The sequence below is a fragment of the Leisingera sp. ANG49 genome (assembly GCF_059694505.1).
On record NZ_JCATZN010000009.1, the window covers coordinates 45,575 to 64,500 of the forward strand.

General features: G+C 66.1%; 15 protein-coding genes. 14 read left to right on the top strand and 1 reads right to left on the bottom strand.

Going from position 1 to position 18,926, the window contains the following annotated elements:
* Positions 1-63 precede the first annotated feature (63 nt).
* From speA to AC58NV_RS20950, 12 genes are all read left to right on the top strand, one after another.
* Entirely contained in the window at positions 64-1,953 is a 1,890-nt protein-coding gene (gene speA / locus AC58NV_RS20895; RefSeq protein WP_497228859.1) for a biosynthetic arginine decarboxylase, read from the top strand.
* Positions 1,954-2,029: 76 nt separating this feature from the next.
* Positions 2,030-3,241, top strand: a complete 1,212-nt coding sequence (locus tag AC58NV_RS20900; RefSeq protein ID WP_497228860.1) for a saccharopine dehydrogenase family protein — start codon at positions 2,030-2,032, stop codon at positions 3,239-3,241.
* A 173-nt stretch (positions 3,242-3,414) separates the two neighbouring features.
* Positions 3,415-4,587 (top strand): carboxynorspermidine decarboxylase, encoded by a 1,173-nt coding sequence (locus tag AC58NV_RS20905; protein ID WP_497228861.1) that lies wholly within the window; start codon positions 3,415-3,417, stop codon positions 4,585-4,587.
* On the top strand, positions 4,584-5,444 hold the full coding sequence (gene speB / locus AC58NV_RS20910; protein ID WP_497228862.1) for an agmatinase: 861 nt from the start codon (positions 4,584-4,586) through the stop codon (positions 5,442-5,444). Before AC58NV_RS20905 ends, speB begins: the two co-directional genes overlap by 4 nt.
* A gap of 191 nt (positions 5,445-5,635) precedes the next feature.
* Positions 5,636-7,618: a TonB-dependent receptor plug domain-containing protein gene (locus AC58NV_RS20915; RefSeq protein ID WP_497228863.1), complete on the top strand. Its 1,983-nt coding sequence runs from the start codon at positions 5,636-5,638 to the stop codon at positions 7,616-7,618.
* A 309-nt stretch (positions 7,619-7,927) separates the two neighbouring features.
* Entirely contained in the window at positions 7,928-9,703 is a 1,776-nt protein-coding gene (locus tag AC58NV_RS20920) for an IucA/IucC family protein (RefSeq protein WP_497228864.1), read from the top strand.
* Positions 9,690-11,402, top strand: a complete 1,713-nt coding sequence (locus AC58NV_RS20925; RefSeq protein WP_497228865.1) for an IucA/IucC family protein — start codon at positions 9,690-9,692, stop codon at positions 11,400-11,402. The genes AC58NV_RS20920 and AC58NV_RS20925 overlap by 14 nt, the downstream gene beginning before the upstream one ends.
* 5 nt (positions 11,403-11,407) lie before the next feature.
* Positions 11,408-12,640 carry an AMP-binding protein gene (locus AC58NV_RS20930; RefSeq protein WP_497228866.1) on the top strand — a complete coding sequence of 411 codons (1,233 nt, stop codon included), beginning with the start codon at positions 11,408-11,410 and terminating at the stop codon, positions 12,638-12,640.
* Positions 12,637-13,941: a DUF6005 family protein gene (locus AC58NV_RS20935; protein WP_497228867.1), complete on the top strand. Its 1,305-nt coding sequence runs from the start codon at positions 12,637-12,639 to the stop codon at positions 13,939-13,941. The genes AC58NV_RS20930 and AC58NV_RS20935 overlap by 4 nt, the downstream gene beginning before the upstream one ends.
* The gene (locus AC58NV_RS20940; protein WP_497228868.1) at positions 13,938-14,777 is read left to right on the top strand and encodes a sugar phosphate isomerase/epimerase family protein; all 840 of its coding nucleotides are present in this window, start codon (positions 13,938-13,940) and stop codon (positions 14,775-14,777) included. Before AC58NV_RS20935 ends, AC58NV_RS20940 begins: the two co-directional genes overlap by 4 nt.
* Before the next feature lie 139 nt (positions 14,778-14,916).
* Positions 14,917-15,171 carry a type II toxin-antitoxin system CcdA family antitoxin gene (locus AC58NV_RS20945; protein WP_497228869.1) on the top strand — a complete coding sequence of 85 codons (255 nt, stop codon included), beginning with the start codon at positions 14,917-14,919 and terminating at the stop codon, positions 15,169-15,171.
* On the top strand, positions 15,159-15,449 hold the full coding sequence (locus AC58NV_RS20950) for a CcdB family protein (protein ID WP_497228870.1): 291 nt from the start codon (positions 15,159-15,161) through the stop codon (positions 15,447-15,449). Before AC58NV_RS20945 ends, AC58NV_RS20950 begins: the two co-directional genes overlap by 13 nt.
* Positions 15,450-15,452: 3 nt before the next feature.
* On the opposite strand, the gene AC58NV_RS20955 is transcribed toward AC58NV_RS20950, so the two are convergent.
* Entirely contained in the window at positions 15,453-17,291 is a 1,839-nt protein-coding gene (locus AC58NV_RS20955; RefSeq protein WP_497228871.1) for an ABC transporter ATP-binding protein, read from the bottom strand.
* A gap of 266 nt (positions 17,292-17,557) precedes the next feature.
* Here AC58NV_RS20955 and AC58NV_RS20960 point away from each other — a divergent pair, with 266 nt between their 5' ends.
* Together AC58NV_RS20960 and AC58NV_RS20965 are read left to right on the top strand one after the other, a co-directional pair.
* Positions 17,558-17,851 (top strand): DUF2218 domain-containing protein, encoded by a 294-nt coding sequence (locus tag AC58NV_RS20960; protein ID WP_497228872.1) that lies wholly within the window; start codon positions 17,558-17,560, stop codon positions 17,849-17,851.
* Between the two features lie 159 nt (positions 17,852-18,010).
* Positions 18,011-18,922, top strand: coding sequence for a MotA/TolQ/ExbB proton channel family protein (locus AC58NV_RS20965; RefSeq protein WP_497228873.1), 912 nt, complete (start codon positions 18,011-18,013; stop codon positions 18,920-18,922).
* Positions 18,923-18,926 lie beyond the last annotated feature (4 nt).

Consider the following 18,926-nt stretch of genomic DNA (forward strand, 5'->3'; position numbering starts at 1 on the left):
CGCGATGCCGCACCGGCTCCCCCTCTCCGATTTCCCGAAACGCCCGGCACAGGCGCAACGCCGATGAGCAGCGGCGCAGAGACTTATGAGGGCCTCTATGGCCTCGACGCCTGGGGCAGCGGCATGCTGGAGGTCACCCCGGACGGCGCCGTGGCGCTGCGGCTGCCGCAGGCCCCGGATGCCAAGCCGACCCCGCTGCCGGAGGTGATTGCGGCGATCGAGGCGCGCGGCATCTCCGCCCCGGTGGTGCTGCGGGTGCATCAGTTCCTGGAACAGTCGCTGACCCAACTGCACGACGCCTTCAACGGCGCAATTGAGGCCGCCGGCTACAAGGGCCAGTACCGCGGCGTGTTCCCGATCAAGGTGAACCAGCAGGCCGAGGTGATCGGCCACCTGATGGCTGCGGGCCAGAAATTCAACTACGGGCTGGAGGCGGGCTCCAAGCCGGAGCTGATGATTGCCCTGTCGCAGCCCCTGCCCGAAGACGCGCTGCTGATCTGCAACGGTTCCAAGGACGAGGCGTTCATCCGGCTGGCGATCCTGTCGCGCAAGCTGGGCCACAACACCGTCATCGTGATCGAAACGCTGGACGAGTTCGACATCGTCCGCCGGGTGGCAGAGGATCTGTGCATCCGGCCGCTGCTGGGCGTGCGGGTCAAGCTGACCGAACGCGTCACCGGCAAATGGCAGGAAAGCTCCGGCGATCGCTCCACTTTTGGCCTTGGCGCCCATGATCTGGTGACGCTGATGGACCGCCTGCGCGACAGCGGCTTCCTCGACTGCCTGGTGCTGCAGCACAGCCACCTGGGTAGCCAGGTGCCCAACATCTTCGACATCCGCCGCGCCGCGGATGAGGCCTGCCGCTTCTTTGTGGAACTGACCCGCATGGGCGCGCCGCTGACCCACATGGACCTCGGCGGCGGCCTGGGCGTCGACTACACCGGCGCCCGCCGGCCGGACGACAACTCGGTCAACTACACCGTCAACGAGTACTGCACCAATATTGTCGAAACCATCCGCTACGCGCTGGATGAGGCGGGCCTGCCCCACCCCACCATCGTCACCGAAAGCGGCCGCTTCGTGGTGGCGCATTCCTCGATCTTCATCTTCGAGGTGCTGGGTGCCACGCTGTACGATGCGCCGCAGAAACCGGAAGTGCAGCCCGACGACCACCACCTGGTCTCGGACCTGATGGCGGTGGAGGCCTACATCGGCGCGCCGCGCTTCCAGGAGGCGCTGAACGACGCGATCTATTACCGGGATGAGCTGCGGGCGCTGTTCCGCCGCGGCCAGATCGGGCTAGCGCAGCTGTCACGCGCCGAACAGGCTTTTCTGTATCTGGCCGGCCTGTTCAAATCCGCCGCGCGCGGGGATGAGAGCCTGACTGAGGCCGCCAGCGCCCTTGGCGCCTTCACCGATCACTACCAGGGCAACTTCTCGCTGTTCCAGTCGCTGCCGGATGTCTGGGCGATCGACCAGCTGCACCCGATGATGCCGCTGCAGCGCCTGAACGAAATGCCCGCCCGCAACGCGATGATCACCGACATCACCTGCGACAGCGACGGCAAGCTGGATCACTTCATCCTCGCCGACGGCACCTCCAACGCACTGCCGGTCCACGACCTGCGCGAGGATGAGCACTACCTGATCGGAGTGTTCTTTGTCGGCGCCTATCAGGAAACGCTCGGCGACTTGCACAACCTGTTTGGCGATGCCAACGTGGTCACCATCTCTCTGGACGGCCAGGGCGGCTTTGATATCGAGCACGAGACCGAGGCCGATACCATCGCCGAGGTGCTGTCCTATGTCGAATACGACCCGCGCCAGTGCCTGGAGACCTTCCGCAAGCGGGTAGAACGCGCCGTGAAATCCGGCAAGGTCAACGCCGCGGAGCGCCGCCAGATGATTGCCGCCTACAAGGACAGCCTTGCCGGCAGCACCTATTTCGACTGAAGCCGCCCCCCGGCTGACCACCCAGGGGCACATCGGAACACCGGGGCCCCGGCCCCATCTGCAAAGGAAAATACACATGGAAAAGGTTCTGGTTGTTGGCGCCGGCGGCGTCGGATCCGTATCGGTCACCAAGATGGCCATGCACCCGGAGATCTTTAAGGAGATCACCCTGGCCAGCCGCACGGTCTCCAAATGCGAAGAGATCGCCGCCAACGTCAAGGAACGCACCGGCGTCACCATCCGCACCGCCCAGCTGGACGCGATGAATGTCGCCGACACCGTGGCGCTGATCAAGGAAACCGGTGCTGAGCTGCTGGTGAACCTCGCGCTGCCCTATCAGGATCTGGTGCTGATGGACGCCTGCCTTGAGGCCGGCATTCACTACCTCGACACCGCCAACTATGAGCCCGAGGACGAAGCCAAGTTCGAATACAAATGGCAGTGGGCCTATCAGGAGCGCTTCAAGGAAGCAGGCCTGACCGCGATCCTGGGCGCCGGTTTCGACCCGGGCGTCACCTCGATCATGGCGACCTGGGTGCGCAAGCACAAGCTGGAGGGCATCCGCCTGATCGACGTGCTGGACTGCAACGGCGGCGACAACAGCAAGCCGTTCGCCACCAACTTCAACCCGGAAATCAACATCCGCGAAGTCACCGCCCCGGCCCGCCACTGGGAAAACGGCGCCTGGATCGAATCCCCGGCGATGACCCACAAGTACGAGTTCGACTTCCCCGCCGTCGGCAAGAAGAACATGTACCTGATGTACCACGAGGAACTGGAGTCGATGTCGACCCACTTCCCGGAGATCGAGCGCGCCCGCTTCTGGATGACCTTCGGCGACGCCTACATCAACCACGTCACCGTGCTGCAGAACATCGGCATGACCAGCATCGAGCCGGTGATCCACAACGGCCAGGAAATCATCCCGCTGCAATTCCTGAAAACCGTGCTGCCGGACCCCTCCGAACTGGGTGAGCTGACCAAGGGCAAGACCTGCATCGGCGACATCATCACCGGCCCGGCCAAGGACGGCGGCGCAGAGAAGACCTATTACATCTACAACATCTGCGACCACGAGGAATGCTATGCCGAGGTCGGCAGCCAGGCGGTGGCCTATACCACCGGCGTGCCGGCGATGATCGGCGCCGCGATGGTGATGAACGGCACCTGGCGCGAGCCGGGCGTGTGGAACACCGAACAGCTGGACCCGGATGCCTTCATGGACATGCTGAACACCGACGGCCTGCCGTGGCAGGTGGTCGAACTGGACGGCCACCCGGAGTTCTAAGCACTCCAAGACACCGGCCGCGGGCATCCACTGCCCGCGGCTGACAAAACGGGCTGGTTTCATCAGAGCACGCCGCGCAAAAGTGGGCACCGGTTTTGCGCTCCCCGGGCGTGCGTCAGCAAACAGAAACCGGCCCTTTCCGTTCCCGCCTTGCCGCAACGAAAGACCCCGCCATGGATATCAAAGCGCTCTCCACCGAAAGCTTTGCCCGCTTCGACCTGCACCGTGTGCCCTCACCCTGTTTCGTGGTGGATGAGGTCGCGGTCGAGCGCAACCTGACGATCCTGAAACAGGTCGCGGATGCTTCCGGCGCCAACGTCCTCCTGGCGCTCAAGGCGTTCTCGATGTTTGCCGTGGCCCCGCTGGTGCGGCGCTACCTGTCCGGCACCTGCGCCTCCGGCCTCTATGAGGCTCGGCTGGCGCGCGAGGAATTCGGCGGCGAGGTCACCACCTATTCCGCGGGCTTCAAGGCAGGCGACCTGCCGGAAATCATCCGCCTGTCGGATCACCTGATCTTCAACTCCCCCGCCCAGCACCGCCGCTTTGCGCCGCTGATCACAGAGGCCCGCGCGGGTGGTGAAAACATCTCGGTCGGCCTGCGCGTGAACCCCGAGCATTCCGAAGGCTGGAACGAGAAATACGACCCCACCGCCCCCTGCTCGCGCCTCGGCACGCCGGTGTCGCAGCTGAGCGATCAGGACTGGGAAGGCGTTGAGGGCCTGCATATGCACACGCTCTGCGAACAGCTGTTCGAACCGCTGCAGCGCACCTTCGCCGCGCTGGAAGAGAAGATGGGCACCCGTCTCAAGCAGCTCAAATGGATCAACCTGGGCGGCGGCCACCACATCACCATGCCGGACTACGACCGCGACGGGCTGATCGCCCTGATCCGCCATATCCGCGAAACCTACGGCGTCGAGGTCTTCATCGAGCCGGGCGAGGCGGTGGCGCTGCACTCCGGCATCCTTGTAGGTGAGATTCTGGACGTTGCCGAAAACGCCATGCCGCTGGCAATCACCGATATTTCCGCCACATGCCACATGCCCGACGTCATCGAGGCCCCCTACCGCCCCGACCTCTTGGGCGAAGTCACGGACGTGCCGCCGCACCGCCTGGGCGGGCCGTCCTGCCTCGCGGGCGACGTGATCGGCGACTACGGCTTTGCAACCCCGCCGCAGCCCGGCGACCGCATCGCCTTCCTCGACCAGTCGCATTACTCGATGGTCAAGACCAACACCTTCAACGGCGTTCCCCTGCCCGCGATTGCGCTGTGGAACTCCGAAAGTGACGCGCTGAAACTCCTGCGCACCCCCTCCTATGACGATTTCAAGGACCGCCTGTCATGACCTACTTCCTCGAAGGCGAACTGAGCGACGCCGAACGCGATCCCGCCACCGCCCGCTTCCGGGTGATCCCGGTGCCGCTGGAGCGCACCGTCTCCTACGGCGGCGGCACCGAAGGCGGCCCGGAGGCCATTCTTGAGGCCAGCGTCGAGCTGGAACGCCTCTACCGCGACAGCGAACCCTGCGCCGCGGGCATCGTGACTGAAGACGCCGTCGACTGCACCGGCCCCCTGCCCCAGGTGATGGAGCGCATCGCCGCCCGCACCGAGGCCGCTGTGGCCGCAGGCGCAGTGCCGGTGACGCTGGGCGGCGAGCACGCGCTCAGCTACGGCGCGGTGCGCGGCGTGGCCCGGGCGCTGGGGCGCCCTGTCGGCATCGTCCAGATCGACGCCCACGCCGACCTGCGCAAGGCCTATCAGGATGAGCGCCACTCCCACGCCTCGGTGATGCAGCTGCTGGCCGAGGAAGACGGGATCCGCATTGCCCAATTCGGCGTCCGCGCCATGAGCCAGGAAGAGGTCGACCGCCGCGCCGCCTGCAACGTGATCTCCATCGACGCCGAGGAGCTGGTCACCGGCAACATCCAGTCCGTCACTCTGCCGGAAGATTTCCCGCAGGATGTCTATGTCAGCTTTGACGTCGACGGTCTGGACCCGGCGATTCTGCCCGCCACCGGCACGCCGGTGCCCGGCGGCCTCGGCTATTATCAGGCGCTGAACATCGTGCGCTCCGCGCTGGCAGGCCGCAACCTCGCGGGCTGCGATGTGGTGGAGCTGGCCCCGACCGAGGACAGCCGGGTGTCGGAATTCACCACCGCCCAGATCACCTATGCGCTGATGTCCTTCGCATCGGCCAAGTAACGCTCCCGCGGCCGGGGGCATCTGCACCCGGCCGCCCCCAAGCGCGGCAAAACTGCAACAGCGCATAACAAACCAATTTACTCAACAATACCCCCTTGCGCCCGGCGCGAACCCTCCCTATCAGGCCCAAGCCTTTGAAAAGGCAAGCCAGGATAACCCCAAGCTAACAGCTCCAAGAACACGGGTTAATCATGGCACGAACTTCCAGCATCCGCCTGTCCGGGCTGCTCTGCAGCACCGCGCTTACGCTCATCACCGCCTCCGCCGCCCTGGCAGAGGAAGACGACGTCCTGTCGCTCGACCCGATCGTGGTCAAACAGCGCGACCCGATCGGCAATGCCGCCGACCGCGCAACCTCGATCTATGTGGCCGACGCCGAAATCGAACGCGCCGCGATGGGCGACCTCAAGGACCTGTTTGCAGGCATCGCCTCGGTCTCCGTCGGCGGCGGCATTCCGATCGCGCAGAAGATCTTCGTCAACGGCGTCGACATGCTGAACCTCGCGGTGCAGGTGGACGGCGTCAGCCAGAACAACCGCACCTTCCACCACGTCAGCGCCAACGCCTTCGACCCCGGCCTGATGAAATCGGTGCGCGTCGATCCCGGCGTTGCCCCCGCCGATGCCGGCCCCCGCGCGCTGGCCGGCCGGGTGGTGATGGAAACCATCGACGCCGAGGACATCATCGAAGACGGCGAAACCTTCGGCGGCCAGTCCCGCCTGTCCTATTCCAGCAACGGCAACACCGCGCAGGGCTCGCTGACCCTGGCAGGCCGCAGCGGCGGCTTTGAAATCCTCGGCTACGCCAAACGCTCCACCGGCGACAATTTCGAGGACGGCGACGGCATCGAGGTCACCGGCTCCGGCGCGAACCTGACCGCGGGCCTGCTGAAATTCGCCTATGAGGGCGACGAGGGCGACCGGATCGAACTGTCCCTCCAGGAGGCGCAGGACAACGAGATCCGCAACTTCCAGCCCAACTTCGGCGCCAGCTCCCGCGGCTTTGCGCCCTATTACACCAAACGCCGCATCGCCTCGCTGCGCTATGAAAGCGGCAATGAGACCGGCCTGTGGGATCCTTCTGCGACCCTCGGGTTCTCGGAAATCAACGTCGACCGCCCCAGCGACCCGTTCGGCGATTCCACCGCGACCAGCTCCAACACCTACTCGCTGACGCTGCAGAACGATTTCCACCTGTCCGACAGCAACACCATCACGGCAGGTGTCGACTATCAGGTCCGCGAAAGCACGGTGAACGCAACCTGGGTCAACGGCCTGACCGGCGAGGAAAGCAAGAACTTCGGCATCTTCGCCCAGGCCCGTCTGGAACCCACCGACCGGCTCAGCGTCTCGGGCGGCCTGCGTTATGACTGGCAGGACTTCACCGGCCAGGATTTCGCCCAGACCGGCGCCGCCTTCACTGGCTCAACCTCCGGCGCAAGCGGCAACCTGTCGCTGGTCTATGACCTGACCGACTCGCTGTCGCTGCGGGCCGGCTACTCCAACGTCTTCGGCGGCTACGACCTGGAGGACAACTTCCTGTTCTACCAGACCTGGGATTATTCGAACCTGCAGTCCTCGCGCGCCAGGAACATCATCGTCGGCGCCGACTGGCAGCGCGGCAACTGGACTCTGGGCGGTGAGCTGTTCAAGACCAATATTGACAACATCCGCGGTGTCTCAGGCAGCAGCGTCATCGCCAATGACTTCGAGAGCAAAGGCTTCAACATCGCCGCCACCTACGGCTGGGACAGCGGCTTTGCCCGCTTCACCATGAACAACAGCGATGTCTCCTTCAATGACGCCCCGGCGGAAAGCTTCTTCCTGGTCGACTCGGGCACCCCGATCGGCAAGGTTCTGGCGTTTGAGCTGCAGCAGGAAATCCCCACCATGAACCTGCTGGTCGGCGGCAGCGTCGAGGCGGCGCTGTCCAACGACAACGGAGTCAGCGAAACCTATACCCAGAAACAGCCGGGCTACGGGGTGCTGAACCTCTTTGCCGAATACAGCCCGCCGTCGCTCGGCAACCTGACCATCCGCGCGGCCATCGACAACGTGTTCGACAAGACCTACGCCGACCGCGCCACCTATGGCACCGAATACACTTCGGACACGATCACTGCCTTCAACGAACCGGGCCGCAACATCTCGGTTGTGGCAACGCTCAAGTTCTGAACGCATCTTTGACGCTCGCGGTATCCGGCGGTTCTCCGCCGGGCACCGCAAATCAAAGTAAAATAGTAAGAAATCCCTTTCCCCGCCCCGCCGCACAGGCTAAGTACGGGGCGTGAAATCACTTTCACAGCCGGCGCCCAGCCCTTTGCCCGCGCCGCTCCGCAGCCAGCTATCCCGCTAGTTCTTGTCGAAATCTGACCCGGCCCTACGGCCCGGCACCGCCGGGGTCCGTGTGTGCCGCGGCACGGCTACGGGAAGACCAAAACCCATGCACCCCGCCCCTGCCCCCTCCCTGACGGGAGGCCTGCGATGAGCCTTCAGCAGACCCTTCATCCTGCCCCCTGCACCGCCACTGCCGCGCAGGCCGCCTCGCTGCAGGCGCTCCTCAATACCTACCTGCGCGAAATGGCCCCCGGCAGCGCCACCCTGGCCGACGGCTGCGGCGCGGTGGAGATCCCGCTCAGCCACATCCCCGCCCGCCTGCGGGTACGGATCGAGTATTTCTCCCGCACCGGACCGCACCGTTTCGGCCCGGCGCAGATCTGTTTTGACGGCTCCAGCACCTGGCAGGCCGCGCCGGTGGTGCAGGTCCTCACCCTGATCGCGCAGGATTGCTTCGTGCGGCTGAACAGCCGCGATGCGGGCCAGCTGCCGGAATTCCTGCGCGGCATCTTCAACAGCAACGCCGAGATTGAGCAGAACCTGCGGCACCATGCCGGTACACCGGACCCGGACAGCTTCCTGACCGCAGAACAGGCACTCGCCTTCGGCCACTGGCTGCATCCCACACCGAAAAGCCGCGACGGCCTGACCGACTGGCAGCAGATGACCTATGCCCCTGAATACGCCGGGCAATTCCGCCTCGACTTCTTTGCCGCGGACAAATCCCTCGTCGCCGAAGGCTCCGCCCATCAGCCCGCCGCGGACATGCTCCGCCAAATCCCCGGCCTCGACGGCGCCTTCCGGCTGCGCCCGGATGAGGTGCTGATCCCCGCTCACCCTCTGCAGGCGCAAATGCTGCGGCTGGACCCGGACGTGCAGGCGCTGCTGGCCACGGGCCGCTTGCGCGACCTCGGCGAAGCAGGCAGCAAATTCACCGCCACCTCCTCCCTGCGCACGCTCTACGCGCCCGACTGCCCCTGGATGCTGAAATTCTCGGTTCCGGTGCGGCTGACCAACTCCCTGCGCGTCACCAAGCACAATGAGCTGGAAACCGGCGTCTCCATGGCCCGGCTGCTGCGCCATCTGAACGCGGACAGCCTCAGCCCGCGCTTCCGCATCCTCAACGACCCGGCCTATCTGACCCTCTCCCTGCCGGGCCGCCGCGAAAGCGGGTTTGAGGTGATCTTCCGCGACAACCCCTTCATGGGCGCCGCGGGCCAGGGCATCTACAACCTCGCCGCCCTCACCGCCGATCCGCTGCCGGGCCGCACCGCGCTGCTCGCCAGCCTCATCCAGCGGCTGGCCGCAGAGCACGGCGAGACACCGGCAGACACCGCCCGCCTCTGGTTCGACGCCTACCTCACCTGCATGCTCGACCCGGTGCTGGACCTCTACGACCGCCACGGCATCGCCTTGGAGGCGCACCAGCAGAACAGCCTTCTGGACCTCAGCACCGGCCTGCCGTCACGCGGCTATTACCGCGACAACCAGGGCTACTTCATCGCTGAGGACGCCCTGCCCCGCCTCTGCGCGCTAGAACCCTCACTGGCGGACCAGCCCGCACTGGTCTACCCGCGCGCCCACATCAATGAGCGGATGGCCTACTACCTGGTGGTCAACCAGATCTTCGCGGTGATCCGCCGTCTGGGCTGTGACGGGCTGGCCCCGGAACCTGCGCTGCTGCTGCAGCTGCGCCGCCACCTGACCGCGGCCGCCAGCCGCCTCAGCGGCGCCGGCGCGGAGTTCGCCCAGTACCTGTTGACCGCCCCCGCGCTCAGCGCCAAGGCCAACCTGCTGACCCGCGCCCGCAACGTGGATGAGCTGGAGACCGCAGGCCAGGAGGGGCTGTTTCTGCAAATGCCGAACCCGATCGCCGCGGTGCAGCCGCAGCTCGTGCCGGAGCGCGCCGATGTCCCTGCATGAGCGCCTGAACCGCGCCACCGCCGCCCCCCGCGTGCTGCGCCAGCTGTGCGAGGCGCTCTTGTGCGAAAGCTGGGCGGCCTCGCTGCACCTGGACCGCAGCCAGACCCTCAGCTGGTCCTTCCGGCGGACCCAATTCCGCGCTCGCGGCCGCCGCGGCGCCTTTGGCCGCTACCGGCTGCAGGAGGGCAGCATCGAGGTCCGCGACGGCCTCACATGGCGTTCCGCCAGCACTGAAGACGTGCTGGCAGCGGTAGCAGAGCCCTCCCTTGCACTGGACATCCTGCGCGCCGATCTTCAGCACACTGAACACCTCAGCGATCTGACCGCGCTGCATATCCCCGCAGCAGCGCGGCGGCACCGACTAGGCATTTCCGCGCTGGAAACCGCCCTGCACGAGGGCCACCCCTATCACCCCTGCTATAAGGCCCGCAGCGGGTTCACGGACGCCGACCACCTCGCCTACGGACCGGAGGGCGGCGAAACCTTCCGCCTGGCCGGCGTGCTGTTGCACCAATCCCTGGTGCAGCAGGTGCTGCCTTCGCCGGATTTCTGGGAGCAGGAGCTGGGCCGTGAAGAATGGCAGCGCATCACCGCGCTGGCAGAGCGGAACGGCGCACCGCTCAACAGTTTCCGCCTGCTGCCCCTGCACCCGTGGCAGCACGCCAAACTGCAATCCGACCCGCTCTACAAACAATGGCGCACATCAGGCCAACTGGCAAAACTCGGCCCCATCGGCGCGCCTTACCGCGCCACCCAGTCGGTCCGCACCCTGATGAACGCCGATGACCCCGCCCGCGCCCATGTGAAAACCGCGATGGCGATGCGCAACACCTCCTCCTTGCGCACCCTCGCGCCGGAATCAGTCGCCGTCGCGCCTGCCATTTCCAAATGGCTCGCACAGGTGCTGGACAGCGACCCGCTGTTCACCAGCCGCTACCCGCTGACTATCCTGCCGGAATACGCCGCCATCACCGCCGGCCGCGGCACCGCGCTCGACGGGCACCTGGCCGCGATCTGGCGGCACAGCCCGGAGTCCCTTGGCCTGGCCGCCGGCAGCATGATGCCCTTCAACGCCCTCGCCCTCACCGATCCCGACGGCACATCCCTGATCGCCCCCTGGATTGAGGCGCATGGCCTCGACGCCTGGCTCGCCCGGCTGATCGAGGTTGCTGTGCTGCCCGTCTGGCACCTGATGACCGCGCACGGCATCGGACTGGAGGCGCATGGCCAGAACCTGATCCTGAACCACGAAAACGGCTGGCCAACCGGCCTCATCGCCCGCGATTTCCACGAAAGCCTGGAATACGTGCCCGAGCTGCTGTCGCATCCCGACCTCTGCCCGGACCTCTCGCGCATAGATCCGGCCTACAGGGACGCGCCGCCGGACAAATTCCACCGCATGTCCGGGCCTGAGGAACTGCGCTGGCTGGTGATGGACACGCTGTTTGTCTTCAACCTCGCCGACCTCTCGGACCTTTTGCAACGCCACTACGGCCTGGCAGAGGCCACCTTCTGGCGCCGCGTCCGCACCCGCCTGGACCGCCACGCGTCCGAACACGGGATGCAGGACCGGCAGGCCGCCTTTGCCCCCTTCACCCCGCAAATCCGCGCCGAAAGCCTGATTTCTCGCAAGTTAGACCCTGACAGGCCGCAGCACGGCCACCTGATCGCCAACGCCCTGGCCACCGGAAAAGGATAACCGGAATGTTAGTTCTGAACGACACAACCATCGACCCCTCGGACCTCGCCGCGCGGCTGGACCGTGTGCTGAGCGACCCTGCAACGCACCGCTACGGCCTGCACATGCAGAACGCCGGCGCCGCGCTCTCGGCCCTGTTGTACCTGCGCGCGCAAGGCGCCGGCGCCTTCCCGGTCCACGCGGGCATCCCGCCGGAAACCGCCCGCGATATGGCGCAGGCCGCGGGCTGCGACGTGATGCTCAGCGACGGGCTGAAACAGACCGCCCTGCCGCAAACCGGCACCACCCCGCGCGGCGGCGTTCTGGTGCAGATGAGCTCCGGCACCACCGGTGCCGCCAAGGTGATCACCCGCACCTGGGCGGAAATCGCGGCAGAGGTCGAAAGCTACGCCGCCTTCTTCACCGCCAGTGCCGCGATGACGCCGGTGATTGCCTGCCCCGTCACCCATTCCTACGGCCTGATTGCCGGCGTTTTCGTGGCGCTGCACCGCGGCCATGTGCCGGTGGTGCTCGACAGCCTGAACCCGAAATACATCCTGCGCCGCCTGCGCGAAACCGATCAGCCGCTGCTCTACACCTCGCCCGCAATGCTGCACACGCTGGCCCGCCTCCTGCCCGCGGACCAAAGGCTTTACGCCGCCAACACCTCCGGCACCGTGCTGCCAGAGGCCTGGTTCCAGCTGATCCGCGCCCGCACCACCTATCTGTTCCAGCAGTACGGCTGTTCGGAGGCCGGCTGCGTCGCGATCAATCAAGACCTGCAAAACCCCTATGACGTCGGCCAGCCGCTGCCGCATGTTGCCCTGACGGCAGGCCGGGACGGCACCCCGGACGCGGTCCGCATCACCATCGCAGGACAGACGATCGACACCGGCGACCTCGGCCACCTCAATGACAGCGGCATGCTGGTCTTCACTGCCCGCGCCGACGACATGATCAACGTCGCAGGCCTCAACGTCTATCCGCAGGACATCGAGAAAGCCGTCATGGCTCTGCCCGGCGTCAGCGACGCCGTCGCCTTCCGCCTGCCCGACCCGCATTCCGGCGCCCGCGCGGGCCTATTGTATGCCGGCACCGCAGCAGAGGACACCATCCGCCAGGCCTGCCGCACAGCCCTTGCCGACTACCAGCAGCCCACCCTGATCCGGCACCTGCCCGCCCTGCCCCGCCAGGCCAACGGCAAGATCAGCCGCCGCGAAGTCTCGGCCCAATACGCACAGGAGGCCGTCCCCGCATGACTTACAACCATATCCTCGAGGCCATCCGCCAGACCCTCACTGGCCCGCTAGCCAATCCGCATATGCAGAATTTTAGCCCCCAGGCGGTGCTGAACGACGACCTGCATATCGACTCGGTGATCCTCATCAACCTGATGCTGCATCTGGAGACAGACCATGGCATCGAGATGCCGGAACGCGAGCTGTCCAAGAATGATTTCGCCACCGTCGACGGCCTGATCCGCATGCTGCTGGGTGAAGACCCCGCGCCGCAGGCAGACACCGCACCCGCCCCCAGCGAAATCACCGTGCATTGCTTCGTCAGCTGCCTCTGCGCCGCGATCCGCCGCCACGAACACCTGAAATTCCGCCCGTTCTACTTCGGCACCTGGGACAGCAGCTTTGCGGTGACCCCCGCCATGCAGCTCGCCTACCACAGCGAGGAGATCACCCAGGACCACTTCGCCGACTGGGTCGAACGGCTCTACAACATCCCGGTACGCGAATGGTACGATCACGGCCAGAGCAAGGAGCAGAACCTGATCCGCTTCGAACAGCTCTTGTCGACCAAATCCGATGACGAGCAGATGGTGGTCTTCCTCGACATGTTCCACCTGCCGGAGCGCGAGAACAAGTACAACCAGAACCCCTTCCCGCATTACGTCATCATTGAACTGACCGAGGATCCGGATCTCTGGCACCTTTACGACCCGGATTACCGCTGGCGCGGCGACCTGCCGCGCGAGACCATCCTGAACGCGATGGCGCAGCCCACCGTGGCGGGCGGCTATATCCTGAACAGTGGCGATGCGCAGGCACCGCAGGCACAGGATCTGGCCGACTACTTCACCGAAACCTTCCGCGCAGACGACAACCTGCTGACCTCCGCCCTGCGGCGAATCTTCAGCTACCACTGCGACCCCGCCCGCCCGCTGGCGCTGGCGGACCTGGGCCGCGCGGTGCGGGAAATGCCGGTGCTCTCCTTGCGCAAATACGCCTATGAGCACGCCTTTGCCTTCTTCTGGCAGGAGCTGGACACGGCGTTTGAGCCCTTCGACGCCGAATGCGACCGGGTGGAGGCACTCTGCGAAGGCTTCCGCAGCCTGCATTTCCTGGCCGCCCGCATCGCGCACACCACCGACCGCAGCATGATCCCCGACCTGTTCGCGGCGCTGGATGCCCTGGACCAGCTCGAATTCACCATCAAAGCGGCGCTCAAGACCCAGTTTGACACTTGGCGCGCCATCAACCTGCCAGCCCAGCCGAGCATTCCGGCCAGCCCTCAACTGGACGACACCCAGCCGCAGGAGGTTCCGGCATGAAAATCTCGCTTTGCACCATTTCCTTCCGCCACCAGCTGATCGGGCTCAAGGACATCGCCTTCTGGGCCCGCGACAACGGCTTTCAGGGGATTGAGCTGTGGGGCGTCCACGCCCGCAACCAATCCCCGTTGGCCATTCACAACGCCCAATGGATGGCCGCACAGGGCCTGTCGGTGCCGATGATCAGTGACTACCTGCCGCTGCATGACCCGGACCTCTTGCGCGACCGCACCCTGGCGCTCTGTGCCCAGGCCCGCACCTGGGGCGCCGCCAAGATGCGCACCTTTGCAGGCCAGCAGGCCAGCGCCGATGCTACAGCTGACGAGCGCCGCCAGACCATCCGCGCCCTGCGCGAGGCCTGCGTCATCGCCGCCGACCACGGGCTGCGCCTGCTGGTCGAAACCCACCCCGGCACCCTGGCCGACACGCTGGCCGCCACCTGCGGCCTGATCGACGCCACGGACCACGACGCGCTCGCCATCAACTTCGACGCGCTGCACGTCTGGGAAGGCGGCGACGACCCGGTGGATGCCCGCCGCATCCTCTTGCCCCGCATCGCCCATTACCACCTGAAAAACGTCTCCGCCCGCGACCGGCTCGGGGTCTTCGCCCCCGGCAACGTCTACAGCGCCGCAGGCAGCCGCGACGGCATGGTGCCGCTGTTCGAAGGCGCCTATGACTACTCCCGGCTGCTGGCCGCAATGGCGCAGGACCCCGCCTGCGAAGCCTCGCTGGAGTGGTTCGGCGACGCGGTTTTCCAGACCCTGAAAAGCGATATGGCCCGGATCCGCGCCCGAACCCGGAAGGAGACGCCCGAGACCGCAGAAGCGGTCTGAACAGCCTCCCCTGTCCCGGAAAGACACCCGGAGCGCCTTCCAGCGCGCCGGGTTTTCCTTTGCCAGCCGCTGCCAGGCAGAATTTGCGCAATATCCGGGAACGGTATATATTGCCGGTATCATTCCGGAGCATACGCCCATGACCACCACCTTCAAACGCAAGACCTCGCTGACCCTGGACGCCGACGCGCTGGCCCAGGCCAAACGCCTCGGGATCAACGTTTCTGCAGTGGCAGAGGCGGCGTTGCTTCAGGCCGTCGCCGACGCAAGGCGCAAGCAATGGCTGACTGAGAACGCCGAAGCCTTTGCCGCGCAATTCAGCTGGCACGAGGCAAACGGCCACCCGCTGGCGGATATCATGACCGCGCCGGGGGCGCCTTCGTGGAAAGACTGACCCGCTTCGACGTCGCGGAATACAACGGCATCTCCATGGTTGTGGCGGAAAGCGAGCTGCTGCCGCCCGGCCCTTCGGTGGTTGTCATCCCGCTGCTGCCAAACTACCCGGCCGTGACTCATCTGAACCCGGAGATCCTGCACAACACCCAGCGCCTGGTGCTGGCAACACGGCTGATCGCGGCGGTGCGCCGCACCAGCCTGCGCCGCACCGGCAATGTTGCGGACCAGGGCGGCCTGATCACCCGCGCGGTGGATGTGCTGATGTCGGGCGTCTAGCCCTCACACCGCCTCCGCCACCCGCTCCGCCGCGCCCGCCTGGCGCTGCCACAGCCCGGCATAGACCCCCTGCTGCGCCAGCAGCGCCGCGTGGCTGCCATCCTCGGCAACCTCCCCCTCCTGCAGCACCACGATCCGGTCCATCTGCGCAATCGTCGACAGCCGGTGGGCAATCGCAATCACCGTCTTGCCCTGCATCACATCCAAGAGCGTCTTCTGGATCGCCGCCTCCACCGCGCTGTCCAGCGCCGAGGTCGCCTCGTCCAGGATCAGGATCGGCGCGTTCTTCAGAACCACCCGCGCAATCGCGATCCGCTGCCGCTGGCCACCCGACAGCGCCACACCGCGCTCGCCCACATGGGCGTCATAACCAGTGCGCCCCGCGTGGTCGCGCAGCCCCATGATGAAGTCATGCGCCTCCGCCCGCTTGGCGGCGGCGATCATCTCCGCCTCGGTCGCGCCGGGGTTGCCATACATAATATTGGCCCGCACCGAGCGGTGGATCAGCGAGGTGTTCTGCGTCACCACCCCGATCCGGCTGCGCAGGCTCTCCTGCGTCACGCCGCGAATGTCCTGCCCGTCGATCAGGATGCGCCCGCCCTCCGGGTCGCGGAACCGCAGCAACAGGTTGATCAGGGTCGATTTCCCCGCCCCCGACGGCCCGGCTATACCCACCCGCTGGCCCGCCGGGATATGCAGATCAATGCCGTTCACTCCACCTGCCGTATTGCCGTAATGGTGCCGCAGCCCCTCGATCCGCACCTCGGCATTGGCCACCTCCAGCGGTTTCGCTCCGGGCGCATCCGTCACCTCATGCTCCGCCGACAGCGACCGCAGCCCCTCGCGGATCACCCCCATGTTCTCAAACAGCCGGATCGTCACCCACAGGATCCAGCCGCTCATCCCATTGAGGCGGATCGTCAGGGCAGAGGCCGCCGCCACCTCGCCGACGCTCACAGCCCCATGCATCCACAGCCAGATCGCAGGCGCCACCACGATCAGTATCAGCACCCCGTTGATCGCGATGCTGCCGAACGCCAGCCGCGTCATCATCCGCAGAAACCGCTGGTACCGCGTCCGCAGCCGCCGCAGCGCCGATAGGGCATAGGCCTGCTCCTGCCCGTCGCGGGCAAACAGCTTCACCGTCTCGATATTGCCATAGGCATCGACAATCCGCCCGGTCGCGGCAGAGCGCGCATCGGACCATTTCTCCGCCGTCGCCGCCACGTTCAGCGCGGTGTGGCGGACGTAAACCGCATAAAGCCCCACCCAGGCCACCAGCGGCACCGCCAGCCGCCAGTCGATCTGCGACAGCACCACCACCGCGCCGATCATGTAGGTGACGGCAAACAGCACCGCCTCGAATAGCATATGCACGCTGTCCTGCACCGCAGGCCCCATCTGCATCACCCGGTTGCTCAGCCGCCCCGCAAAATCATTCTGAAAGAACCCCGCCGACTGCCCCAGCAGGTGCCTGTGCGCCTGCCAGCGCACCTGCTCCTGCAGGTTCGACGACAGTGTCTGCTCCAGCAGCAGGTGATTGAGCCCCACCAGCGACGGCCGCAGGATCAGCACGCAGAACAGCGCCAGCAGCATTTCCCGGCCATGCTGCGCCCAGAACGCCCCGGCGCCGGTTTCCGCCATCAGATCCACCACCCGGCCGGAATAGAAGATCAGCCCGCTCTCCATCAGCGCGGTCAGAACGCCGGTGGCAAACATCAAGGGCAGCCATTTGCGGTAGGGCGCCAGTTGCTGCGCCAGATAGGCCCTTAAGGTCGCCCGCGGCGGCGCCCCATCGGCAGATGCGAATGGATCGACAAGATTTTCAAAAGCCCGGAACATGGGGAGCCTCTCAAGGATTTTCAGGGAACCGCTTGAGATGTGGGTCGCCGTATCCGCCCGGCCCAAAGCCCCAAAAACAGAGACTAACTTGGGCAAGGGCGCGGATCCTGCCTGCACCGCAGCCCGGCTCTTCTACGCAACCCGGCCCCGCTTGTCAGCAGCGAAAATCACCCCGCGATAGCAATAAACGCCGCGGATTTCCGCTTGCGGCAGGCCCGCGGCACGTTATTGTGCTGCAATCCGAGTAAAACACTAAGGATTATACCATGCTCACCGACCAGGGCCGGTTCGAAACCCCGAACGCCTCCAAATACCTGCAGCAACTGTGCAAGCATTTCGCCCACAAGGTTGCCGTGGAACACGACGACACCCGCGGCACCGTGGCGCTGGGAATGGGGCCTGCAACTCTGCACGCCGCCGATGGCGTCCTGACCGCCGAAGTCACCGCGCCGGATGCGGCTGATCTGGCCGAGGCGCGCGACATCATCGACCGCCACCTCGCCCGCTTCGCCTTCCGCGAGGACTTTGAGGCCATGACCTGGCAATCAGAAGCCGCCTGACCCATAATCTTGACAAAACGAGTTGGTTTTCCTACCCGTGACCCCGCGTTTCAACGCGAACGTCCCCAGCAAGGCACTCCCCGCTCCCTCAGGGGCCGCCCAGCCATTCCCGATAAACTGACGCCGCCCCTTGCGGCACCTCTGGCTGGAGACCGGTCCATGACCCTTCGTTTGCCCGCAGCCGCGGCTGCCCTTCTGCTCATGGCCCCCTTTGCCGAGGCTCAGGACACACCGGCCGCCCCTGTCCCTGCCATCACCGCAGACATGCCCGCCGCCATTGATACAGCGCCAGCGCCGTCAGCCCCAGTCACCCCGGCCGCCGCCCTTCCAGCGGACTCGGAAACCCCGGCAGCGGACACCTCCCCTGCTCTGCAGCCCGAGGCTGAACCGCCCGCCGCCCAGCCCGAACTGGCGCAGATAGCCAATGACGCCTCCGCCAAGGCCCTGAAATTCCTGCGCGACGGCGGGCCCTCGATCTGGGCCATTGCCGCGCTCTCGGTCATCACCCTGGCGCTGATCCTGTGGAAGATCTGGCGGCTGGCGCTGATCGGCGCCTGGTCCCGCGGCAAAGCCGCCGATGCCGTCGCCGCCTTTGAACGCGGCGACCGCGCCGCCGCGCTTGCCATCGTGCAGAACCGCATCGGCGTGCGCTCCAAAGTCGTGACCGCCGCCCTCACCGCCACCGCCGCCCTGCCGGAGGACCGCGCCCGCGAAGAAACCGCCCGGGTCGCCAAGCTGCACCTGGCCAGCGCCGCCACCGGCCTCGGCGCGCTGGAGCTGATAGCGACCATCGCCCCCCTGCTGGGCCTCCTCGGCACCGTCCTCGGCATGATCGCCGCCTTCCAGGCGCTGCAGGCCGCAGGCTCCAAGGCCGACCCCGCCCTCCTCGCCGGCGGCATCTGGGAGGCGCTCCTGACCACCGCCGCCGGCATGGCTGTGGCGATCCCCGCCTCCGCCGCGCTGACCTGGTTTGAGGCGGTGATCTCCCGCATCCGCCGCGACCTGGAGGACAGCGCCACCCGCATCTTCGTCGCCTCCCAGCCCGATCAGCTGGCGCTGGCCGCGGAGTAGCCCC